14 protein-coding genes are annotated in these 18494 nt (G+C 56.6%); 4 read left to right on the top strand and 10 right to left on the bottom strand.

The window, feature by feature from the left end:
• Nucleotides 1-15: 15 nt before the first annotated feature.
• Together ARC85_RS09575 and ARC85_RS09570 are read right to left on the bottom strand one after the other, a co-directional pair.
• The gene (locus tag ARC85_RS09575) at nt 16-666 is read right to left on the bottom strand and encodes an ATP-binding cassette domain-containing protein (RefSeq protein WP_014421459.1); all 651 of its coding nucleotides are present in this window, start codon (nt 664-666) and stop codon (nt 16-18) included.
• The gene (locus ARC85_RS09570; protein ID WP_031210919.1) at nt 666-1544 is read right to left on the bottom strand and encodes a putative selenate ABC transporter substrate-binding protein; all 879 of its coding nucleotides are present in this window, start codon (nt 1542-1544) and stop codon (nt 666-668) included. The genes ARC85_RS09575 and ARC85_RS09570 overlap by 1 nt, the downstream gene beginning before the upstream one ends.
• A 170-nt stretch (nt 1545-1714) precedes the next feature.
• Here ARC85_RS09570 and senB point away from each other — a divergent pair, with 170 nt between their 5' ends.
• The gene (gene senB, locus ARC85_RS09565) at nt 1715-2680 is read left to right on the top strand and encodes a selenoneine biosynthesis selenosugar synthase SenB (RefSeq protein WP_113880216.1); all 966 of its coding nucleotides are present in this window, start codon (nt 1715-1717) and stop codon (nt 2678-2680) included.
• A 49-nt stretch (nt 2681-2729) separates the two neighbouring features.
• Here senB and ARC85_RS09560 read toward each other — a convergent pair whose 3' ends face one another.
• From ARC85_RS09560 to ARC85_RS09550, 3 genes are all read right to left on the bottom strand, one after another.
• Complete coding sequence (locus tag ARC85_RS09560; protein ID WP_113880076.1) at nt 2730-3362, bottom strand: helix-hairpin-helix domain-containing protein; 633 nt, start codon at nt 3360-3362, stop codon at nt 2730-2732.
• 46 nt (nt 3363-3408) lie between these two features.
• Complete coding sequence (locus ARC85_RS09555) at nt 3409-3807, bottom strand: hypothetical protein (protein ID WP_014421463.1); 399 nt, start codon at nt 3805-3807, stop codon at nt 3409-3411.
• Between the two features lie 160 nt (nt 3808-3967).
• Complete coding sequence (locus ARC85_RS09550; RefSeq protein ID WP_011784929.1) at nt 3968-5488, bottom strand: bifunctional GNAT family N-acetyltransferase/carbon-nitrogen hydrolase family protein; 1521 nt, start codon at nt 5486-5488, stop codon at nt 3968-3970.
• A gap of 156 nt (nt 5489-5644) precedes the next feature.
• Here ARC85_RS09550 and ARC85_RS09545 point away from each other — a divergent pair, with 156 nt between their 5' ends.
• On the top strand, nt 5645-7531 hold the full coding sequence (locus tag ARC85_RS09545) for a methyl-accepting chemotaxis protein (protein WP_014421464.1): 1887 nt from the start codon (nt 5645-5647) through the stop codon (nt 7529-7531).
• Nucleotides 7532-7555: 24 nt separating this feature from the next.
• Here ARC85_RS09545 and ARC85_RS09540 read toward each other — a convergent pair whose 3' ends face one another.
• Nucleotides 7556-8470: a transporter substrate-binding domain-containing protein gene (locus ARC85_RS09540; RefSeq protein ID WP_011784928.1), complete on the bottom strand. Its 915-nt coding sequence runs from the start codon at nt 8468-8470 to the stop codon at nt 7556-7558.
• Nucleotides 8471-8668: 198 nt separating this feature from the next.
• Between ARC85_RS09540 and ARC85_RS09535 the strand changes: the two genes are divergently transcribed.
• Entirely contained in the window at nt 8669-9223 is a 555-nt protein-coding gene (locus tag ARC85_RS09535) for a YiiD C-terminal domain-containing protein (RefSeq protein ID WP_023010197.1), read from the top strand.
• Here ARC85_RS09535 and recQ read toward each other — a convergent pair.
• A complete protein-coding gene (gene recQ, locus ARC85_RS09530) occupies nt 9207-11084 on the bottom strand; it encodes a DNA helicase RecQ (protein WP_113880075.1) in 1878 nt (625 codons plus the stop codon). The two genes, ARC85_RS09535 and recQ, sit on opposite strands and share 17 nt — an antisense overlap.
• A 167-nt stretch (nt 11085-11251) precedes the next feature.
• Here recQ and ARC85_RS09525 point away from each other — a divergent pair, with 167 nt between their 5' ends.
• Nucleotides 11252-12457, top strand: coding sequence for a 1-acyl-sn-glycerol-3-phosphate acyltransferase (locus tag ARC85_RS09525; protein WP_113880074.1), 1206 nt, complete (start codon nt 11252-11254; stop codon nt 12455-12457).
• Between the two features lie 3 nt (nt 12458-12460).
• Here the strand turns inward: ARC85_RS09525 and glgP are convergent, their stop codons facing one another.
• The 3 genes from glgP to glgB are packed head-to-tail and all read right to left on the bottom strand — an operon-like array spanning nt 12461 to nt 18404.
• Entirely contained in the window at nt 12461-15013 is a 2553-nt protein-coding gene (gene glgP / locus ARC85_RS09520) for an alpha-glucan family phosphorylase (protein WP_113880073.1), read from the bottom strand.
• 32 nt (nt 15014-15045) lie between these two features.
• On the bottom strand, nt 15046-16512 hold the full coding sequence (gene glgA, locus ARC85_RS09515; RefSeq protein ID WP_113880072.1) for a glycogen synthase GlgA: 1467 nt from the start codon (nt 16510-16512) through the stop codon (nt 15046-15048).
• A complete protein-coding gene (gene glgB / locus ARC85_RS09510) occupies nt 16509-18404 on the bottom strand; it encodes a 1,4-alpha-glucan branching protein GlgB (RefSeq protein ID WP_113880071.1) in 1896 nt (631 codons plus the stop codon). Before glgB ends, glgA begins: the two co-directional genes overlap by 4 nt.
• Nucleotides 18405-18494: the final 90 nt, after the last annotated feature.

The following is an 18494-nucleotide window of genomic DNA, read 5'->3' as shown; positions in this document are numbered from 1 at the left end:
GAGAGTCGGTGCCTGTCAGTAGAGAACGGAAATGTCAGCGGCGGTCAGCTCACTGGCCGGCTGGTCCAGGGCAATCTGGCCGTCCTGAATACCGATGATGCGGGTACAGTGTGCCAGAGCCATCTCCACATCGTGCAGGGCAACAATACTGGTGGTGAATTGATTGGTAAGCATGGTCATCACCTGCTGGGCCATTGGCCCGTCCAGGGCGGAAATGGGCTCATCGGCCAACAGAGTTGGCGCCTGCCGATAGAGTGCCCGCGCAATGGCCACCCGTTGCCGTTGGCCGCCAGACAGTGCTGCCGCGGGAATCCAGAGTTTTTCTGGTATACCCAGCTTGGTCAGTAACGCCCGGATGGCGTCTTTGTCCCGCCGGAACGGACGGATCAGCGTAAGCGTGTTGTACCAGGTGGCATGCTGGTCCAGTTGCCCCATAAACACATTGTGGAAGACAGGAAGGGCATTGACCAATCCCAGGCCCTGGGGAACGAGTGAAGCCTTGCCTTCGAGCCGGTCATAAAGCAAGCGGATAAGCGTGGATTTGCCGGCACCACTTTTGCCAACCAGACCAACGTGTTCCCCTTCATTGATTCGGAAGGAGAGCGGGCCGATAACCCGCTCTCCATCGAAACTGGCGGTCAGGCCATGGAAATCAAAGCCTGACATCAATCGAGAATTCCGATGTTTTCCGCTGTTGCACGAATGGGCTCGTAGTCGTCATTGGACGCCGGAATGAAGCCGGAGCGGGGGAAGCTCTCCAGCAAGGCAGGATCGTCCAGCTTCAGCAGGGCTTCGGTGACCTTCTGCTTGAAGCCATCACCAAAACGCTCGTCGACATCGCCACGGATGGTCCACTGATAATCCGGGTAGGAAGGTGTTTTCCAGATTACCTGAACGGAATCAGTATCGATGTTGCCGTTTTCCAGTTCTTTTTCCCAAACCTGGAAGTTCAGGGCGCCCACTTCATAGGTTCCGGCCTCGACCAGGCGAAGGGTACGGGTATGGTTGCCACTGAAACCAACCCGGGAGAACAGGGAATCCGGCGCTTCATTGAAGACATCCCGAATGTAGAACTCCGGCATCAGGCGGCCCGAGGTCGAACCTTTTGAACCGAAGGTAAAGGTTTTGCCGCGCAGTTCGTCTTCCAGCTCATCCAGGCTGTCGGCCGGCTGAATTCCAGTGCTCGTGTTGGCGATAAAGTAGGTCTCGAAGGCTTCGTCTTCAACGCCTTGAGCAATGGCTTCGGAACCCGGAACCAGTCGACGGGCCTGAACACCAGACAAGCCCCCAAACCACGCCAGTTGTACCTGGTTGTTGCGGAAGGCCGATACCGCAGCGGCGTAGGATTTCACCGGGATGTAACGCACCTCAACATCCAGTTGCTCCTGAAGATAGTCAGCCACGCCACGAAAGCGCTCGACCAGTTTGGTTTCATCTTCATCCGGAATGGCGGTGAATACGAAAGTGTCTGCCTGAACGGTGGTTGCCGCTGCCAGCGAAAGCAGGCCCGTCGCCAGCCATTTTCTGAGGTTGCTGATTGCCATCATGAATCATTCCTTTGCGAGGTGGGGTTTGGTGAAAAACGTTGCCATCTACTTGAAAACCCAGTCAGGATAACGTGATTTCCATCAAGTCTGAACCGGTATACGAGGGAAGGCTTTACCTGGCGCAGTGCCACATGCAGAATTTTTCAAAAACAGAACAAGTGAACGCCATGCGATTGACCATAGTAACTCCAGCCGGCCCGGATTCGAAAGCAGGTAATCGGGCCACCGCACTGCGTTGGCAGAGTCTGCTGGAAGCAGCCAGTCATCAGGTGGAAGTGGTGACAGAATACCAGCGCCAGGAAACGGACTGCCTGATTGCCCTGCACGCCTGGCGAAGTGCTGACGCGGTTAAGCGGTACCGGGAAACATGGCCCGAGAAACCTTTGATCGTGGTACTTACCGGCACAGACATATACCGCTTTCAGCACGAGTTTCCGGACATCACATGGGCCTCCATGGACGCCGCTGATCTGTTGATCGGGCTGCATGATCTGGTGGCCGAGGATATTCCCGAACGCTACCACGACAAATTGCTGTGCCTGCGGCAATCCGCGCCCAAGCCGTCAGTGGCGGGTAGCGCCCGGGCAGAAAAGGACCAGTTCCACGTTTGCGTTATTGGCCATCTGCGTGACGAAAAGGATTCTCTGCGTGCTGCCTGGGCCTGCTACCACCTTCCTGAGCAATCCCGCATTGTGGTTTCCTGCGCCGGCAAGGCCCACAACGAGGCGTGGCGGGAAAAGGCGCTGGAAGAAAGCCGGTCCAATCCCCGGTTTCATTATCTGGGTGAGTTGGACAAGCCAAAGCTGGAGCACCTGATGGCCGTGAGTAATCTTATGGTGATCAGTTCCATCATGGAGGGTGGGGCGAATGTGGTGTCGGAAGCCTGTCGGGCGGGCTTGCCGATTCTTGCCTCTGATATTCCCGGCAACCGTGGTTTGCTGGGCGATGACTATCCCGGCTATTTTCCGGTTAAAGACGATAAAGCTCTGGCGAGCCTGATGTTACGTGCGGAAACCGACGCGGAATTCCTGGCGGAACTGCGAGCGAAGGTAAATGCCCTTGCGTCTGGATTTACCCCGGAGAGCGAGCTGGAAAGCCTCGAACTCGCCCTGGTCAGATGCAAAAAAGGGTAGGCCGACGGGCCTACCCTTTATTTTAAGGCATTGGGTTGCGAGATAGGTTTCAGAGTACCTTTTTCGCTTCGGCAGACAACTCGCTGAACCCTTTCAGGCTCTTGAATGCTTCCAGTTTCTGCTTGTCCGCATCGCTGGGGTTGGCAATCTGCTCGATGGAGGTAATGCCAGCCTCTTTCATTTTCTTTGCGGTTGCCGGGCCAATGCCCTTCACGCGGGTAAGGTCAGACTTGTCTGCCGGCTTGGCCGCTTTCTTCGGAGCTGCGGCCTTGGGCTTGGCAGTGCTCGTTTTCTTGGCGGCCGGCTTGGCAGCGGCGGTTTTCTTGGCCGGAGCCGCTTTCTTGGTACCACTGGCCTTCGAGGTTGATTCGCCGGACTTGGACACTGACTTGCCAGTTTCCTTTGAAGCGATACCCAGGCGCTCCAGCAATGCCGACTGCAGTTCGTGGAATTCATTCATGCGGCGCTCAAATTCGTCGTTAAAGCGCTTCATTTCACGATCACGCAGCTCATCCATGTCTTTCAGGAGCTTGCGTACCGGCTCCTGAACCTGGTTCTGCAGGTTGTCGAACTGCTTCAGTGCGTCGTTAATCAGCCCTTCGATCTGGGCGGATGTTTTCTCGAACTCTTTGTTTACTTTCTTGACGATCTTATCAACGCTTGGCTTGGCTTTCTTTGCCATGGAGTGTCTCCTTACGGAAGGGAAGTGCGGGTGAAGTGAACGGGCATCAGGCCATTTGTCGCATACCGGAAGCGGGACTCGACCCACGCCGGGATTTCAGGCTCTGTTTCTTGAGAACAACTTCTCTTATGCGCCGCAGTTTGTCAGAGAGCGGCGATTCGTCTCGAGCATTTAGCTCAACAAAATCAAGTGAGTAGAAGAAGTTGCTACAGTGTTTTCTCTTTTCGGTAACCAGGCCGGTCAGGCCTTCGGCACGGATTTCTTCAAACGGCATATCCATAACAAGGTCGAGAACCACGGTATCCCCGGGTTCAAACAGTTTGTCCGTTTTCATCACGCAGCCGTAACTGTCGAGTTCATAAAGTCGCGCTTCCACGGTTTCCTTGCGAAAAATGCCGTGTCGGATTCGGAAACGCGCGACCAGGTCCGGTAGTTCTTCGTTCATGGAACGCTTGCTCTGCAATTGAGGTCGGCCAGATATATACTGAACATTAATTAAACAATAGACGGGCCAGAAACTTTTGGCAATGCCGTCAGCTATCTACCGCAGCCCGTTCATGGAAATAATCAGGATTTGGCCCCCTGTGCGGGGCCAAATCTGCCCATTACCGGGTTTTCAGCTCGTAAAGGTCAACACGTCGATCTTTCAGATTGGTGACAGAACCTTCGTTTCTGACCAGTTTGAGCTTTTCCAGATCCATATCTGAAAACATGATCATTTCGGTGTTCGGTGTGGTTTCTGCCATCACTGCATCATGTGGAAATGCGAAATCCGACGGCGAGAATACCGAAGACTGGGCGTACTGAACATCCAGGTTTTCCACTTTCGGCAGGTTGCCCACGCTGCCGGTAATCACCACGTAGCACTCGTTTTCTATGGCCCGGGCCTGGGCACAATGGCGCACGCGCAAATAGCCGTTCTTGGTATCGGTCCAGAAGGGGACACAGATAATGTCCACATCCTGACTGGCGGCGATACGGCCCAGTTCCGGAAACTCAATGTCGTAGCAGATCATGATGGCGACACGGCCGGCATCGGTATCGAATACCTGGAATTTATCACCACCCTCAATAACCCAGTCGCGACGTTCGTGAGGGGTGATGTGGACCTTGCGCTGCTCGTCTACACGACCGTCACGGTGGCACAGGTATGAGACGTTGTAGACCCGGTCATCTTCAATCAGCGGCATGGAGCCGGTGATAATGTTGATGTTGTAACTGACGGCCATTTCCGACATTTCGTTGCGGAACTGTTCGGTAAAGCCAGCGAGGAACCGAATGGCACGGGTCTGATCCATCTGGTCGGTCAGCCCCATCAGCGGCGCGTTGAAAAATTCCGGGAACAGGGCAAAGTCGCTTTTATAATCCGACAGTGCGTCCACGAAGTACTCAACCTGCTTGAGCACCTCCTCCACCGAGGTGAATTCCCGCATCTGCCACTGCACCGCCCCCATGCGCACCTGGGTTTTTTTGACGTTGAGTACCGATGAGGGAGGCGTATAGAGAATGTTTCTCCACTCCAGCAACGTTGCATATCCGAGGGATTTCTGGTCTTCCGGCAGGTATTTGTGCATCAGCCGGGTAACCTGGAAATCGTTGGAAAGCTGGAACGTCAGGATCGGGTCGTAGATTTCCTTGCGATCAACGCGCTGAATGTATTCTTCCGGAGTGTATTGCTCGGCGTACTTGAAGTAGCTGGGAATCCGCCCGCCGGCGAGGATGGCCCGCAGGTTCATGGAACGACAGAGCTCTTTTCGTGCTTCATACAGGCGACGCCCCAGTCGATAGCCCCGGTATTCGGGGTCTATAAACACATCCAGGCCGTAAAGCGAATCGCCGTTGGGGTTGTGCCAGATTTTCTCGTTACGCAGAATCAGGTCGTCGTAGGCGTGAGGGTTGCTGAATCTTTCGTATTTCACGCATACCGTGAGCGCCACCGCCACCAACTGGCCGTTGTCTTCGATACAGATCTGGCCATCTGGAAACTGTTCTACCAGAGCCTTGATGGTTTCTTTTGGCCACGCGCCACCAATGTCGTCGTAAACCCGATCCATCAACTCTTGCAACTGGCCGTAGTCATCAAGGGTCAGGTTACGCAGATTCAGGTGGAGCTCTTCATGGGCCATAGGGTTCTCCCTGTCGTGTCTGGCGAATGTGCTGTGATCTCAGCATTCTAGCAAAGAGTGTTCAAGACTTCGCAGGATCTGCCGTTAGTAAGTATGTTTCGACTACACTAAATGATAAATGCAATTTGTTTTTGACCCTGATTGGAGGCCGTCAGCTTGAACCTATCATTCGCCCAGAAATTGCTGATCGCAATTGGCTCCCTGATCGTGTTGATTATGGGCGCCCTGACAATTTCCAACGATATTCGGCTCCGCTCTACGACCGATCGCTACGTTAGCGCGCTGATGAGCGATGCGGTGGCCCAGAGTACGTCGAGTATTGCCGATTGGCTCAATACGCGCCTGGATATGGCGGAAGCGACGGCGAAGGCGCTGGAACGGACTCGCAACGACGATAACGCCCGCGTTCTTATGGAAGCCATGACCGAAGGTGGCAACATCAAGGACGTGTACGCCGGCACCGAAGATGGCCGCATGCTGATGCGAAGTGCCGAAGTAGAGGCCACGCTTCCACCCGATTATGACCCCCGGGTACGCCCCTGGTACCAGAAAGCCCAGCGTTTGGGGCAGGCGTCGTTTACCGATCCGTACCTGGATGCAACCTCGGACGAGACCATTATTTCCGCCATGGCGCCAATCAAGCGGGGTAATTATGTTGGCGTGGCCGGTATGGATATCAGTCTCAACACAATCGATCAGATGCTATCGACCATTACCCTGGCAGAGACGGGCTATGCGGCGTTAATCAACAATTCCGGCACGGTCCTGTTTCACCCCAACAGCGAGATTGTTGGCAAGAACATCAGCGGCATGATCGGTCAGCAGCCGGTTCTGGACGGTTCTCTGCAGGGATTTGAGAGCGAGGGTGCCGAGTGGAGTGTCAGCTTTCACCCCATCAGCGAAGCCCGGGCCGTGGACTGGTACCTGGCTACGTTCGTGAATGAAAACCTGATCAGTGCTCCCATCGTCGAGGCTCGGACTATGGGCCTGATCATCGCCGGGGTAGGGCTGATTGTTGCGCTTGTCTTGCTCTACTTTGCGATTAGCTTCCTTCTTGCGCCGGTTCGCAGGCTTAATGGCGCCATGTCTCGCATCGCTTCCGGAGATGCGGATCTTACCAAGCGTCTTGATGACTCTGCGTCTGATGAGTTTGGGCAGTTGGCGCGCAGCTTCAATAGCTTTGTTGAGAACATCCAGCAGGTTGTAAAAGAAGTAAAAGAGGGCAGCGACGAACTGGAGGAGAACGTAAAGTCGCTCCGACAGACGTCCAGCGACAGTCGCTCCAGTGTTGAAAACCAGCAGCATGAGATCGACATGATCGCGACGGCAATTAACGAAATGTCCGCGGCGGCGGGTGAGATTGCCCAGAATGCCCAGCAAACTGCGGAAGCCGCAGAGAATGCAGACCAGGAAAGCCGGGGTTCCCTGGAGACCGTCACCGCCTCGCGGGATGCGGTGCAGAAGCTGGTGGGTGAGATAAACGCCGCCGCCGAGGTTATCGACACCCTTGGTAAGGATGTTTCGTCGATTACGACTGTACTTGAAGTCATTCAGGGCATTGCGGAACAAACCAATCTGCTGGCACTGAACGCGGCCATTGAAGCGGCGCGGGCAGGGGATGCGGGACGCGGATTTGCGGTGGTGGCTGATGAGGTTCGGAATCTCGCTCAGCGTACCCAGTCTTCCACCGAAGAAATCAACAACATGATCGAGCGGCTGCAGAAAGGCGCCAACGATGCGGTAGACGTTATGAAAGCCTCTACGGCGGTATCCAACGTGAGTATGGAAAAAGCGCAGGATGCGATGGAGTCTCTGAACCGGATTGTGGAGGCGATTACCGCCATCAGTCAGATGACCTCACAGATCGCCACGGCCTCCGAGGAGCAGACATCGGTGACCGAAGAGTTGAATGCGTCCATCACCCGCATTGCTGACCAGGGCCAGGAAGCGGCCAAGGCGGCCAGCGAGAACGATGTTTACAGTGGCCACATCGAGACTATCGGCAGTGTGCTGAATGACAAGGTAACCCGTTTCCGGGTGTAATTCGTGGCGGCCAGGGATGGCCCGCTAGTCTCCGACACTCAGTAGCTCAACGCGGCGCTCCAGGTTTTCCAGGGTTCGACGCCCGACATATCTGGATTCTTCACTAAGATACGGATTCTCCAACGTGATTACTGTGCGCCGATCAAGGCCCAGTGATGATACCGCTCTGCCAAACCAGTTTTTCAGATACACCGCGAAGCTGCCGTCCAGGATCGCTCTCTCCAGACCCAGTTGCAGGCGTTGCGCGGTTTCGTGATCGTCCGGGGCCACAAAAAGGTAGGATGGCATGGCGTAGGCCAGCAGGATGTTTGGTTCGATTACCAGGTCGTCGGCTTTGTTATGTTCGAGGTCGAACAGCACTTCGCTCACACCGCGGGCGTAACAGTCGAAGCGTTTATTGCGAAGCATACCAAAGAGTATTTCATAGCGGGTGTGGGTGATCACGGTAATGCCGTTAGCTTCGAGAATCGGGGTGTCTGGCCAGTGTGCGCCCTGGCCAATACGGATATCTCGCTGGCGCAGGTCGTCCAGGCTGGATACCCCCTCAAACAGACTGAGCTGTTCCGGCAAAACCAGGCATACCCTGAATCCGAGCAGTCCGCCGTCCACAGGTACCGGAATGGCGTTCAGAAATGTTTCCCGCTCTTCTGATGTCGCCACGTTCGCAATATCCAGAATCCGGCTCTGAGGGTTAGCCAGTTCCCGAAGGGCGCGCCCCTGGCTTATTTCTTCACTGCGGATAATCTGGAACTCTCCGTACTCCGAGGTTTTGCGCAATGCGAGTTCAACCAGATTGCGAATCGCCGGGTTATCGTAGTTGCGATACCAGAGTATGTAGTCTCGTGTGGGAGCCGATTTGGATTCGGATTCGGACGCAGCCGTTGGCTGAACGTGAATGCACGCCGCAAGTGCCAGAACTGGCCAGAGGCGCGTTATCATTTTATTGAATGTGTACAACTGCGTGCCCTTTCCCTGTTATCCGGCTGCAAGCAACGGTAACGTTACAGACATTGGCTACAGCTTAGATCAGAAAGCGTTATTCGAAACGTACAGGTTTCAAAAAAACTGTAAAAGATTCTTGAAGTAGCCGTATCTGACTGTAAAGATCGCCTTTTCTGTACTTCGGGATATGGCTTTATGGCTCTTATTGATTCTCTGATTGGCACCGCCGGCCAATGGGTAAGCTCCAGTGACCCCAAGGCGACGCTGCTGCAACCGCTGGAATGGCTCAAGAAGACCGGCAGTTATGCCGCGGTTAACCGCATTATTGGTATGGCGATACCGTTCGCGCCCCGTAATCACTTCAGTGTTGAGGAGCTTCGCCCGGGCTACGTCAAAGCCCGCGTGCGCCTCAAGGGCAATAAAAACCACTTTGGTAGCCTGTATGCTGGCGCTTATTTCCTGGTGGCGGAGATTCCCGGTGGGGTGTTGACCCTCTTCGACCTTGGCCCTGCCTATACGCCAATTCTGAAGGAAATGACTCTGGAGTTTCTGCAGCCGGCCAATTCAGATGTGACCGTGGAATTTGAACTACCACCAGAGGCGGTGGCTGCCATCCTTGCCGATGCAGACGCCACCGGTAGGGCTAAATTTACTCTGGAAGGCATTCTGAGAGATGAAGAAGGCAACCACGTTGCCACCTCCATCGCCCATTACCGGGTGCGCAAGAAGGGGTTCAAGCCTCAGGATTGATAGAGCGTAGCGCCTGAAGGAAAACATCGCCATACTTTTCCAGCTTGGCGGCGCCCACGCCGCTGACCTCGGCCAGCTCCTCCAGGGTGGAAGGGCGGCGTTCAAGCATGTCGAACAGGGTTGTGTCGTGGAAGATCACGTAGGGCGGCACGCCCTGCTTGTCCGCCAGCTCTTTGCGGCAGGCGCGCAACGCATCCCACCCGGCGTGGTCGGTAATCTGGTCCCGCACGTTCTGGCCGCTCCGGCGGCTCGTTGATGACTTACTACCAGCGGTGTTGCGGGCAACCGGGTCTTTCCGGAGTTCAATCGCCTGTTCGCCCTTGAGCAGGGGGCGGCAGCGCTCGGTTAGCTGAAGCGCGCCGTAGCCCTCAGGGTCTGCCCGCAGGTAGCCGTTCGCCACCAGTTGCCGGAATACCGACTTCCATTCGTTCGCTGACAGTTCCTGACCGATGCCATAGGTGGTGATCGCCTGGTGGCCGGATTGCAGGATTCGTTCATTATCTGACCCGCGAAGTACATCAATGACGTAGTTGACGCCAAAACGCTGGCCGGTACGGTACACGCAGGAGAGGGCCTTCTGCACCGCCACCGTGCCATCCCAGGTTTCCGGAGGGTTCAGGCAGGTATCGCAGTTTCCGCAGGGAGTCTCCAGATTGTCTCCGAAATAATGCAACAACACTTGTCGCCGGCACTGGGTCACTTCGCACAGCCCAAGCATGGCATCCAGTTTCTGTCGCTCAACCCGCTTGAACTGATCGTTACCCTGAGAGGCCTCCAGCATCTGCCGGAGTTTGATGACATCCTGCAGGCCATACACCATCCACGCGGTGGACGGCTTGCCATCCCGGCCCGCCCGGCCCGTTTCCTGGTAATAGGCTTCCAGGCTTTTTGGGAGGTCCAGATGGGCGACAAAACGCACATCAGGTTTATCGATGCCCATGCCAAAGGCAATGGTTGCCACCACAATAACGCCGTCTTCCCTGAGAAAACGCTCCTGATTGCGGGCGCGGTCTTCGGCGCTCAGCCCGGCATGGTAGGGCAGTGCGGTATAGCCCTTGCTGCTCAGTAATCGGGCGGTGGCATCGACCTTGTTTCGGGACAAGCAATAGACAATACCGCAATCACCTTCATGCTCTGCTTTAATAAAATCCAACAACTGTTTGTTTGCGTTGGTCTTTGGTGTAATCCGATACTGAATGTTCGGGCGATCAAAGCCACTGATGAAATGCCGGGCCTTTGTCAGCGACAGCCGTTCAGCAATCTCTTTTCGCGTGCGCTCATCAGCGGTCGCTGTCAGTGCGATACGGGGGATGCCGGGAAATTCCTGGGCCAGCATGCTTAGTTGAAGGTAGTCGGACCGGAAATCGTGCCCCCACTGGGAGACGCAGTGAGCCTCGTCTATGGCAAACAACGACAGGGATGCATTATGCAGCAGCTCAATGGTTCGCGGCTGAATCAGCCGTTCCGGCGCGCAATAGAGCAGGTCCAGCTCGCCGGTCGCCAGGGCGTATTCGGTGGCACGGGCCTGTTCGAAATCCATGGTGGAATTCAGGAACGCCGCTTTCACTCCAAGCTCGCGTAGCGCCGCCACCTGATCCTGCATAAGCGCGATCAGCGGTGAGATCACAATGGCGGTGCCGGGCCGGACCAGAGCGGGCACCTGGTAACACAGGGATTTACCGCCCCCGGTGGGCATCAACACAAGGGCATCACCGCCGTTGACCACTTCCCGGACAATATCCCCCTGCAGGGGCCGAAAACTCTCGTAACCAAAGACCTCGTGCAGAACCTGCTCCGGGTTTCGGCCCGCAGCGGTGGGTGGTTCAGTGGCGAGTTGGTCGAAGTCCTGGTCCATGTACATTCAGTGGTCGGCCCGTGGCGGAGTGATTAAGCAGCGCGATTCTACCAGATCCTTCCGGATGTTTGGTCAACTGGCCATTCGGGTGGAGGCAAACCGGCAAGAGAAAGGATACAATAGCGCCCCTTTCGTACACTGTGATCAACGCTGCGAACAACAACAGGGCTTGCATGCAGGAATTTGACGCAATCCGTCCCTATTCGGATGAAGAAACCGCGCCAACCATCCAGAGGTTGGTTAACGACCGGGAATTCCTGGATATGGTTGGGCGGTTCAAGTCGCCAACCGTTGCAAAATGGGCGCCGGGCGTTCTGAGGATGTTCATTCGCCGCTGGCTGGTCAGCCATTTCGGGCACTATACCCGGGTAGATGATATGCAGGCCGGGGTTTCGAAATACGTCGGAGAACTGGTGGAAAATACCACCACCCGCGTTACCCACAGCGGCCTGGAAAACCTCAGCAAGAACAGCGCCCATCTGTTTATTTCCAATCACCGGGACATTGTTTTTGACCCGATGGTGGTCAACTACCTGCTGTTCCAGAACGGCTTCCACACAACCCGGATTGCCATTGGCGACAACCTGCTCTCCAATCGGGTGTTTGCGGAAATGATGCGGTTGAACAAGAGTTTTGTGGTGCGCCGTAACATGACCAGCCCAAGGGAAATGCGTGATGCCTACCTCACGCTTTCCGGCTTCATCAATCACAGCATTGATACCAATCACAGCATCTGGATTGCTCAGCGCGAAGGCCGCGCGAAAGACGGCATTGACGCTACCGACCCGGCGATCATCAAGATGTTCTACATGAGTCGGAAAAAATCCGGGCTGGCGTTCGATGAAGCCATGAACCGCCTTCACATCGTGCCGGTATCCATTGCCTACGAATACGACCCCTGCGATGCCGACAAGGCCAAAGAACTGGAAGTGCGGGGCCGGACCGGCGCCTATCAGAAGACGGAAGGCGAAGACACAGACCAGATCGTTAAAGGGCTGACGGGCTTTAAAGGCCACGTTCATGTCCATTTCGGGGCCCCGATTGCCGATTCACCGGACAACCCGAAAGCACTGGCCGCACGCATTGACCATGAAATGCACGCCAATTACCACCTGCACGCCTCCAATCTGGTGGCGTACCAGATGCGGGGAGTTCACCCGGATGCCCATGAGACTCCGGGCAGTGTGAGTGAGAGCGTGGTAACCGCCGAGACCTGGTCTCCGGCCGATATGGACGCTGCCACGGCAGAAATGGAGCGCCGGCTGGAGGCCTGTGATCCGGCGATCCGCCCTTATTTGCTGGATATGTATGCCAACCCGGTGGTCAACGCACTGGCCGCGAATAACCACGAGCAACCGCTGAACCCGACTACCGAATAGGTGTCATGCCCAGAGCATGGCCCCCATCTCCAGCGGGTGGGTTAGCGCCTTGTGGTGCGGATAGATGCGCAATCGCAGCGTTTGTAACCCCGGGTAGGGTGGCTGGACCCGGGTTTTGAACAGGGTTTTACCATCTTTCTCTCCGCTGGCTTCCAGCACAAATGCGTCTGGCCCGGGGCCAGTGTGAGTGCCGGTGCATTCAGGCTCAACCAGGCATTCCACCCGTACATCATCGGGCGACAGACCATTCAGAGCCACCGACACTTTCAGCTCCACGGATTCATCCCAGTGACAGCGATCTGACACGCAGCCGTCCACATGGATGGACACGCCGCTCCAGGCCTCTTGCACCCGGGCTTTCCACTCTGCCAGTTCCTGCGCCAGTGCGGCATTGTTATCTCTCAACCGCGCGCCCTGCCGTGTGGCTGGCTGATAATAGTTGCGAACATAGTCCATCACCATGCGCTGGGCGTTGAACCGGGGCGTAATGGTTTTCATGGACGCTTTCGAGCGCGTTACCCAGCCCTGTGAGTAGCCCTGGGAGGCTCGGTTGTAATAGAGCGGAACGACTTCCTGCTCCAACAGGTCCAACAGGTCCCGGGCTTCCTCGCGGTTGCGAAACTCCACATCCAGTTCGATGTCCCGCGGCGTAATCGCCCAGCCATTGGTTTCGTCGTAGCCTTCACCCCACCAGCCGTCCAGCACGCTCAGGTTCAGGGCACCATTAACGGCTGCTTTCTCACCAGAGGTGCCGCTGGCTTCCTTGGGGTATTCCGGGGTATTCAGCCAGACATCAACTCCGCTCAGCAGCCGGCGCGCCATGGCCTGATCATAATCCTCCAACAGAATAATGTGCCCCATCAGGTTGGACTGCATGGAGAGGTCGTGTATGACCTTGATCAGCTGTTGCCCGGGTTTGTCCTGGGGATGGGCCTTGCCGGCAAATACCAGCACAACCGGTTGCTCCGGATTGGTGAGCAGCCGTTCCAGGCGGGGCAGATCGGAGAAGATCAGCGTAGCTCGCTTGTAGGTAGCAAAGCGGCGGGCGAAGCCGACCACCAGCGCGTCATTTTCCGGCGATACCAGCTTGCGGGCCATCCGCTCAGTCACTGAATGGCCCGTGCCATTGCGCTTGTGCTGGCGTTTCAGGCGCCGCACGATGAACTCGGCCATCTGCTGTTTCAGGGCCTTGTGAACGCTCCAGTAATGGTAGTCCGGGATCTTGTCGATGAACTGCCAGAATGTCGGGTTTCTCAGTTCACTTTTCCAGGTTGGCGCCTGGATATCGAACAGACTTGCCCATTCCGGCGCCAGGAAAGTTGGTACATGAACACCATTGGTAATGTAGCCAAGAGGGTTCTCGGCCGCCGGTATCTGTGGCCAGATATCGCCTTCCATCCGAGCGGCTACACCGCCATGAATCCGGCTTACGCCGTTATGAAACCGGGAGCCCCGAAGGCCGAGACTCGTCATATTGAAGCTTTGATCACCATTTTTGCTGCCCAGCCCGAAAACGGCATCGAATTCCAGCCCGGAACGGTCCAGGAAAGGCGACAGGAAGTGCTCCACCAGGTCGCGGGGGAAGATATCGTGGCCCGCCGGCACTGGAGTATGGGTGGTAAACAAGGTGCATCCGGCTACCGACTCAAGGGCGGCACCAAAAGACAGGCCTTCGGCCATGGCCATACGGCAACGTTCCAGTATCTGGAAGGCTGCGTGGCCCTCGTTGATATGCCACACCGTAGGCTGAACACCCAGGGCCGCCAGAACCCGGGTGCCTCCAATGCCAAGCAACATTTCCTGGCTGATGCGGGTGGCGGAGTCGCCGCCATAGAGCTGGAGTGTCAGCTCTCGGTCCTCATCGTTGTTTTCACCGGTGTTGGTGTCCAGCAGGTACAGGGAAATATGCCCGACCCGGGCCAGCCAAACCCGTGCATGCACTTCGCGCCCCGGAAAGGGCACCGAGATGGTCAGTGCCTTGTCATCTACCTCTACCGGCGTGATTGGCAGCTCATCGCTGGAATGGCACTGATAACGGGCAATCTGGTGCCCCTGGGCATCAATGGTCTGAATGAAATAGCCCTGCTGATACAGTAGCCCAACGGCGACAAAGGGCAGCCCCAGGTCACTGGCCGCCTTGCAATGGTCACCAGCCAGTATGCCAAGGCCCCCGGAGTAGATCGGGAAACTCTCGTGAAACCCGAACTCGGCGCAAAAGTAGGCCACAAGGCTATCTTCAGGGTTCAGTGCCTCCAGTACTTCGGTGCCGGGTTCGGATTCAAGATAAGCGTCGTAAGCGGATAATACTCGACGGTATTCGGCGAGAAAGGCGCGGTCTTCCGATGCCTGATCGAGCCGGGCCTGGGCCACCCGTCGCAGGAACAGTTTCGGGTTGTGCTCCACTTTTTGCCAGAGACGGAGATCAATCCGCGCGAACAGACTGCGCACGCCATGATCCCAGCTGTAGAACAGGTCATTGGCCAGCGCATCAAGTCGCTCCAGTGCTTCTGGTAGTCTGGGGCGGGCTTCCAGCCGGAATTCAGTTGCGGTGTGCATGGTGATGACCTCCTTGGGCCAGGGGCACCGTGTCAGTCTTCATATATCCGGTCGTTGACGGTAATGAGGTTCCGGTACAGGGCCGCGTATTCGCCGGCCCGGTTCTTCCAGGAATAGTCGCCTTTCATGCCGTTTTCCTGCAGTTTGCGCCAGGTTTTCCGGTCCTCCCGCGCTGCCAGCGCACGGGTAATGGCGGCATGTAATGCATCTGGCGTCGCCTCACGAAACACAAAGCCATTGGCTTGTTCCGGTGTTTCCTCATTGGGGTCAAACACCGTATCGTTAAGGCCGCCGACGCCGTGCACCACAGGTACGGTGCCGTATCTCAGGCTGTACATCTGGTTCAGTCCGCAGGGTTCAAACCGGGAAGGCATCAGGAAAATATCGGCCCCGGCGGTTATCCGGTGCGCCAGGCCTTCGTTGTAACCGAGGGTGAGTGAACATTGCCCGGGCCATTCACGAACCATGGCTTTCAGGCTTTCCTGGTAGTGGTGTTCGCCGGAGCCGAGCAGGGCAAACTGACATCCTCGTTCCAGCAACGGTTTGATGACCCCAAGCAGCCAGTCCAGCCCTTTCTGTTCCACCAGGCGCCCGACGAACCCCAGCAATGGAGCCCCGCAAACCTCCAGCCCGAGTTCCTGCTGCAGCCTTGCCTGGCATTGTGATTTGTTGGCGGGATAGTCCGCGCCATAGTGGAACTCCAGGTGTGGATCCGCTTCCGGGTTCCATTGGCGGGTATCAATTCCATTGAGAATGCCGTGAAGCCGGGATGACTTGTGGCGCAGCAAACCGTCCAGACCGTTACCGAACCAGGGTGTCTGAATTTCATCTGCGTAGCTGGGGCTGACGGTGGTGATGGCATCGCTGAACACCAGTCCGCCTTTGATAAAGGACACTTGGCCGTGAAACTCCAGGAACTCGTATCGCCAAAGTGAGTCCGGCAGGCCCAGGGCGCGAAAGGTTTCGTGGGAAAACAGCCCCTGGTAAGCGAGATTGTGGATGGTGAACACAGTTTTCGGGGCGTCCTGACTATCTGCCAGAAACACCGGGATCAGTGCGGATTGCCAGTCGTTACAGTGCACGATGTCCGGCCGCCAGGCCAGGCCCAGTTGCCCGAGCGCCAACATGGCACCGATTCGTCCGAACAGGTGAAACCGGTGAGCGTTGTCCCACCAGTCCTCGCCTTCTTCGTTCTGATAGGGGCTGTCGCCAGCACGGTCGAACAGGGCTGGGCAATCCACCAGCCAGAGGGTAACGGCGGTGCCCGGCAATCGGGTTTGCCACAGGGATACATCGTACTGGCCGTAGCGAAATCGGGTTTTACGGCGGGATCCGGACTCTCGCGCAGCCTTCAGCGCTGCAGGGTAGCCGGGGAGCAGGATCTGACAGTCGTAGCCCAGGCGGCAGAGAGCTTCAGGAAGGCTTGCTGAAACATCCGCAAGGCCTCCGGTTTTTACCAGAGGAAAGACTTCACTGGTGGCAAACAGTACTCGGGTCATGGCGCTGGCCTCAGAATAACCAGTCCCAGGGGCGGTACCGTAAGCTCCACGGAACACGGGCGGACCATCCAGGGTGTGGGCTCAGCTTGCACGGGCAGGGGATTACCGAGGTTGCTGCCGCCATACCAGGCGGAGTCTGAATTAAATATCTCCTGCCAGTTGCCTCCGGTTGGCAGGCCAATGCGGTAGTGGTGCCTGGGCACTGGGGTAAAGTTGGCGACAATCACCAGTGGGCCATGCTCCGGCGAGCCGGGGTTGCGCAGAAAGCTGATCACGGATTGGGTGGAATCGTGGCAGTCAATCCACTCGAAGCCTTCGCCGGTAAAGTTCTTTCGGTGCAGCGCCGGGTGAAGTCGATAGAGGCCGTTGAGGTCCTGAACCAGTTTTCGCAGCCCCTGGTGCTCCGGGTATTGCAATAGATGCCAGTCCAGTTCGCGGCGTTCGCTCCACTCCTGGCGCTGGCCAAACTCACCCCCCATGAACAGCAGTTTCGCGCCGGGGTAGGTGAACATGTAGCTGAACAGCAGGCGGAGGGAGGCTCGCTGTTGCCAGTCATCCCCCGGCATTTTCTGAATCAGGCTGGATTTGCCGTGCACGACTTCGTCGTGGGAGAGCGGCAGCACGAAGTTCTCCGAAAACGCATAAAGCAGACCGAAGGTAAGCTTGTCGTGGTGATACTGGCGAAACACCGGGTCCTGTTGCAGGTAGTGCAGGGTGTCGTGCATCCAGCCCATGTTCCACTTCAGGTTGAAGCCGAGACCGCCAATTTCCGGTGGGCGGGTCACCCGGGGCCAGGACGTGGACTCTTCCGCCATCATCAGCACGCCGGGAAACCGGCTCTGGCATACCCGGTTCAGATCCTGAAGGAACCGGATCGCGTCCAGATTCTCATGGCCGCCATGTTCGTTCGGCAGCCATTCTCCCTCATTCCGGGAGTAGTTCAGGTACAGCATGGAAGCAACCGCATCCACCCGCAGCCCGTCCATGTGAAAGGTATCCAGCCAGAAAAGCGCACTGCCTATGAGAAAGTTCCGGACTTCGTGGCGACCGTAGTTGTAGATGAGTGTGCCCCAATCCTGGTGACGCCCGCGGCGGGGATCTTCATGTTCATAGAGTGCCGTGCCATCAAATTCGGCGAGGGCGAAGTCGTCATCGGGGAAATGCCCCGGCACCCAATCGAGAATCACGCCGATGTTGTTCTGATGGCACAGGTCGACCAGATATCGAAGATCATCCGGGCTGCCATAACGGCTGGTGGGGGCGTAATAGCCGGTAGTCTGGTAACCCCAGGATTCGTCCAGCGGGTGCTCGGTAATCGGGAGCAGCTCAATATGCGTAAAGCCGGTTTCCAACACGTAGGGCACCAACTGATCGGCCAGCTCCCGATAGGTCAGCCAGCGCCCGGAACCGTGATGGCGCCAGGAGCCCGGATGTACCTCATAGACAGAAATCGGGCTCCGCTGCCAGTCGAACCGGTTTCTGCACTCAAGCCAGTCTCCGTCGCTCCAGGCGTATTGCCCCCGCTCGGTCACCACTGCGGCATTGGAAGGCCGGTGCTCAAAGGCCTGCCCATACGGATCGGTTTTGGTGATGTGGTGGCCGTTTCGGGTTGTGATGGCAAACTTGTAAAGGTCTCCCGGCTTTACTCCCCCAATGAATACCGACCAGACACCATAATCTTTGTTAACCGCCATGGGATGACGGCCGCTGTCCCAGTCGTTGAAGTCGCCGATCACACTCACGGCCTGGGCGTTGGGTGCCCAAACGGCAAAACGAGCGCCTTCGATTCCTCGCTGATTCCCGAGGTGGGCACCCAGAACATTATAGATATGCCAGTGCCTGCCTTCGGCAAACAGGTGCAGGTCGAACTCACTCAGGGCGGGGCTTTCCATAGACCACAGATTCCTGAACAAAAGTGGAAATCAGAGGTTAGACCATGAATCGTTTTTGCGTTTGTACAAAATATGACCTAAGACAATTGT

The organism is Marinobacter sp. tcs-11 (genome assembly GCF_002049515.1).
Classification (GTDB): domain Bacteria; phylum Pseudomonadota; class Gammaproteobacteria; order Pseudomonadales; family Oleiphilaceae; genus Marinobacter; species Marinobacter nauticus.
Note: the sequence above shows the minus strand (reverse complement) of the source record. Positions and strands in the feature narration are given on the sequence as shown.

Coding starts and splice junctions, on each gene's coding strand:
- ARC85_RS09525 (WP_113880074.1), top strand. CDS start 11,252: ATGCAGGAATTTGACGCAATCCGTCCCTATTCGGATGAAGAAACCGCG.
- ARC85_RS09575 (WP_014421459.1), bottom strand. CDS start 666: ATGTCAGGCTTTGATTTCCATGGCCTGACCGCCAGTTTCGATGGAGAG.
- glgA (WP_113880072.1), bottom strand. CDS start 16,512: ATGACCCGAGTACTGTTTGCCACCAGTGAAGTCTTTCCTCTGGTAAAA.
- glgB (WP_113880071.1), bottom strand. CDS start 18,404: ATGGAAAGCCCCGCCCTGAGTGAGTTCGACCTGCACCTGTTTGCCGAA.
- glgP (WP_113880073.1), bottom strand. CDS start 15,013: ATGCACACCGCAACTGAATTCCGGCTGGAAGCCCGCCCCAGACTACCA.
- ARC85_RS09540 (WP_011784928.1), bottom strand. CDS start 8,470: ATGATAACGCGCCTCTGGCCAGTTCTGGCACTTGCGGCGTGCATTCAC.
- ARC85_RS09560 (WP_113880076.1), bottom strand. CDS start 3,362: ATGGCAAAGAAAGCCAAGCCAAGCGTTGATAAGATCGTCAAGAAAGTA.
- ARC85_RS09535 (WP_023010197.1), top strand. CDS start 8,669: ATGGCTCTTATTGATTCTCTGATTGGCACCGCCGGCCAATGGGTAAGC.
- ARC85_RS09570 (WP_031210919.1), bottom strand. CDS start 1,544: ATGGCAATCAGCAACCTCAGAAAATGGCTGGCGACGGGCCTGCTTTCG.
- ARC85_RS09550 (WP_011784929.1), bottom strand. CDS start 5,488: ATGGCCCATGAAGAGCTCCACCTGAATCTGCGTAACCTGACCCTTGAT.
- senB (WP_113880216.1), top strand. CDS start 1,715: ATGCGATTGACCATAGTAACTCCAGCCGGCCCGGATTCGAAAGCAGGT.
- recQ (WP_113880075.1), bottom strand. CDS start 11,084: ATGTACATGGACCAGGACTTCGACCAACTCGCCACTGAACCACCCACC.
- ARC85_RS09555 (WP_014421463.1), bottom strand. CDS start 3,807: ATGAACGAAGAACTACCGGACCTGGTCGCGCGTTTCCGAATCCGACAC.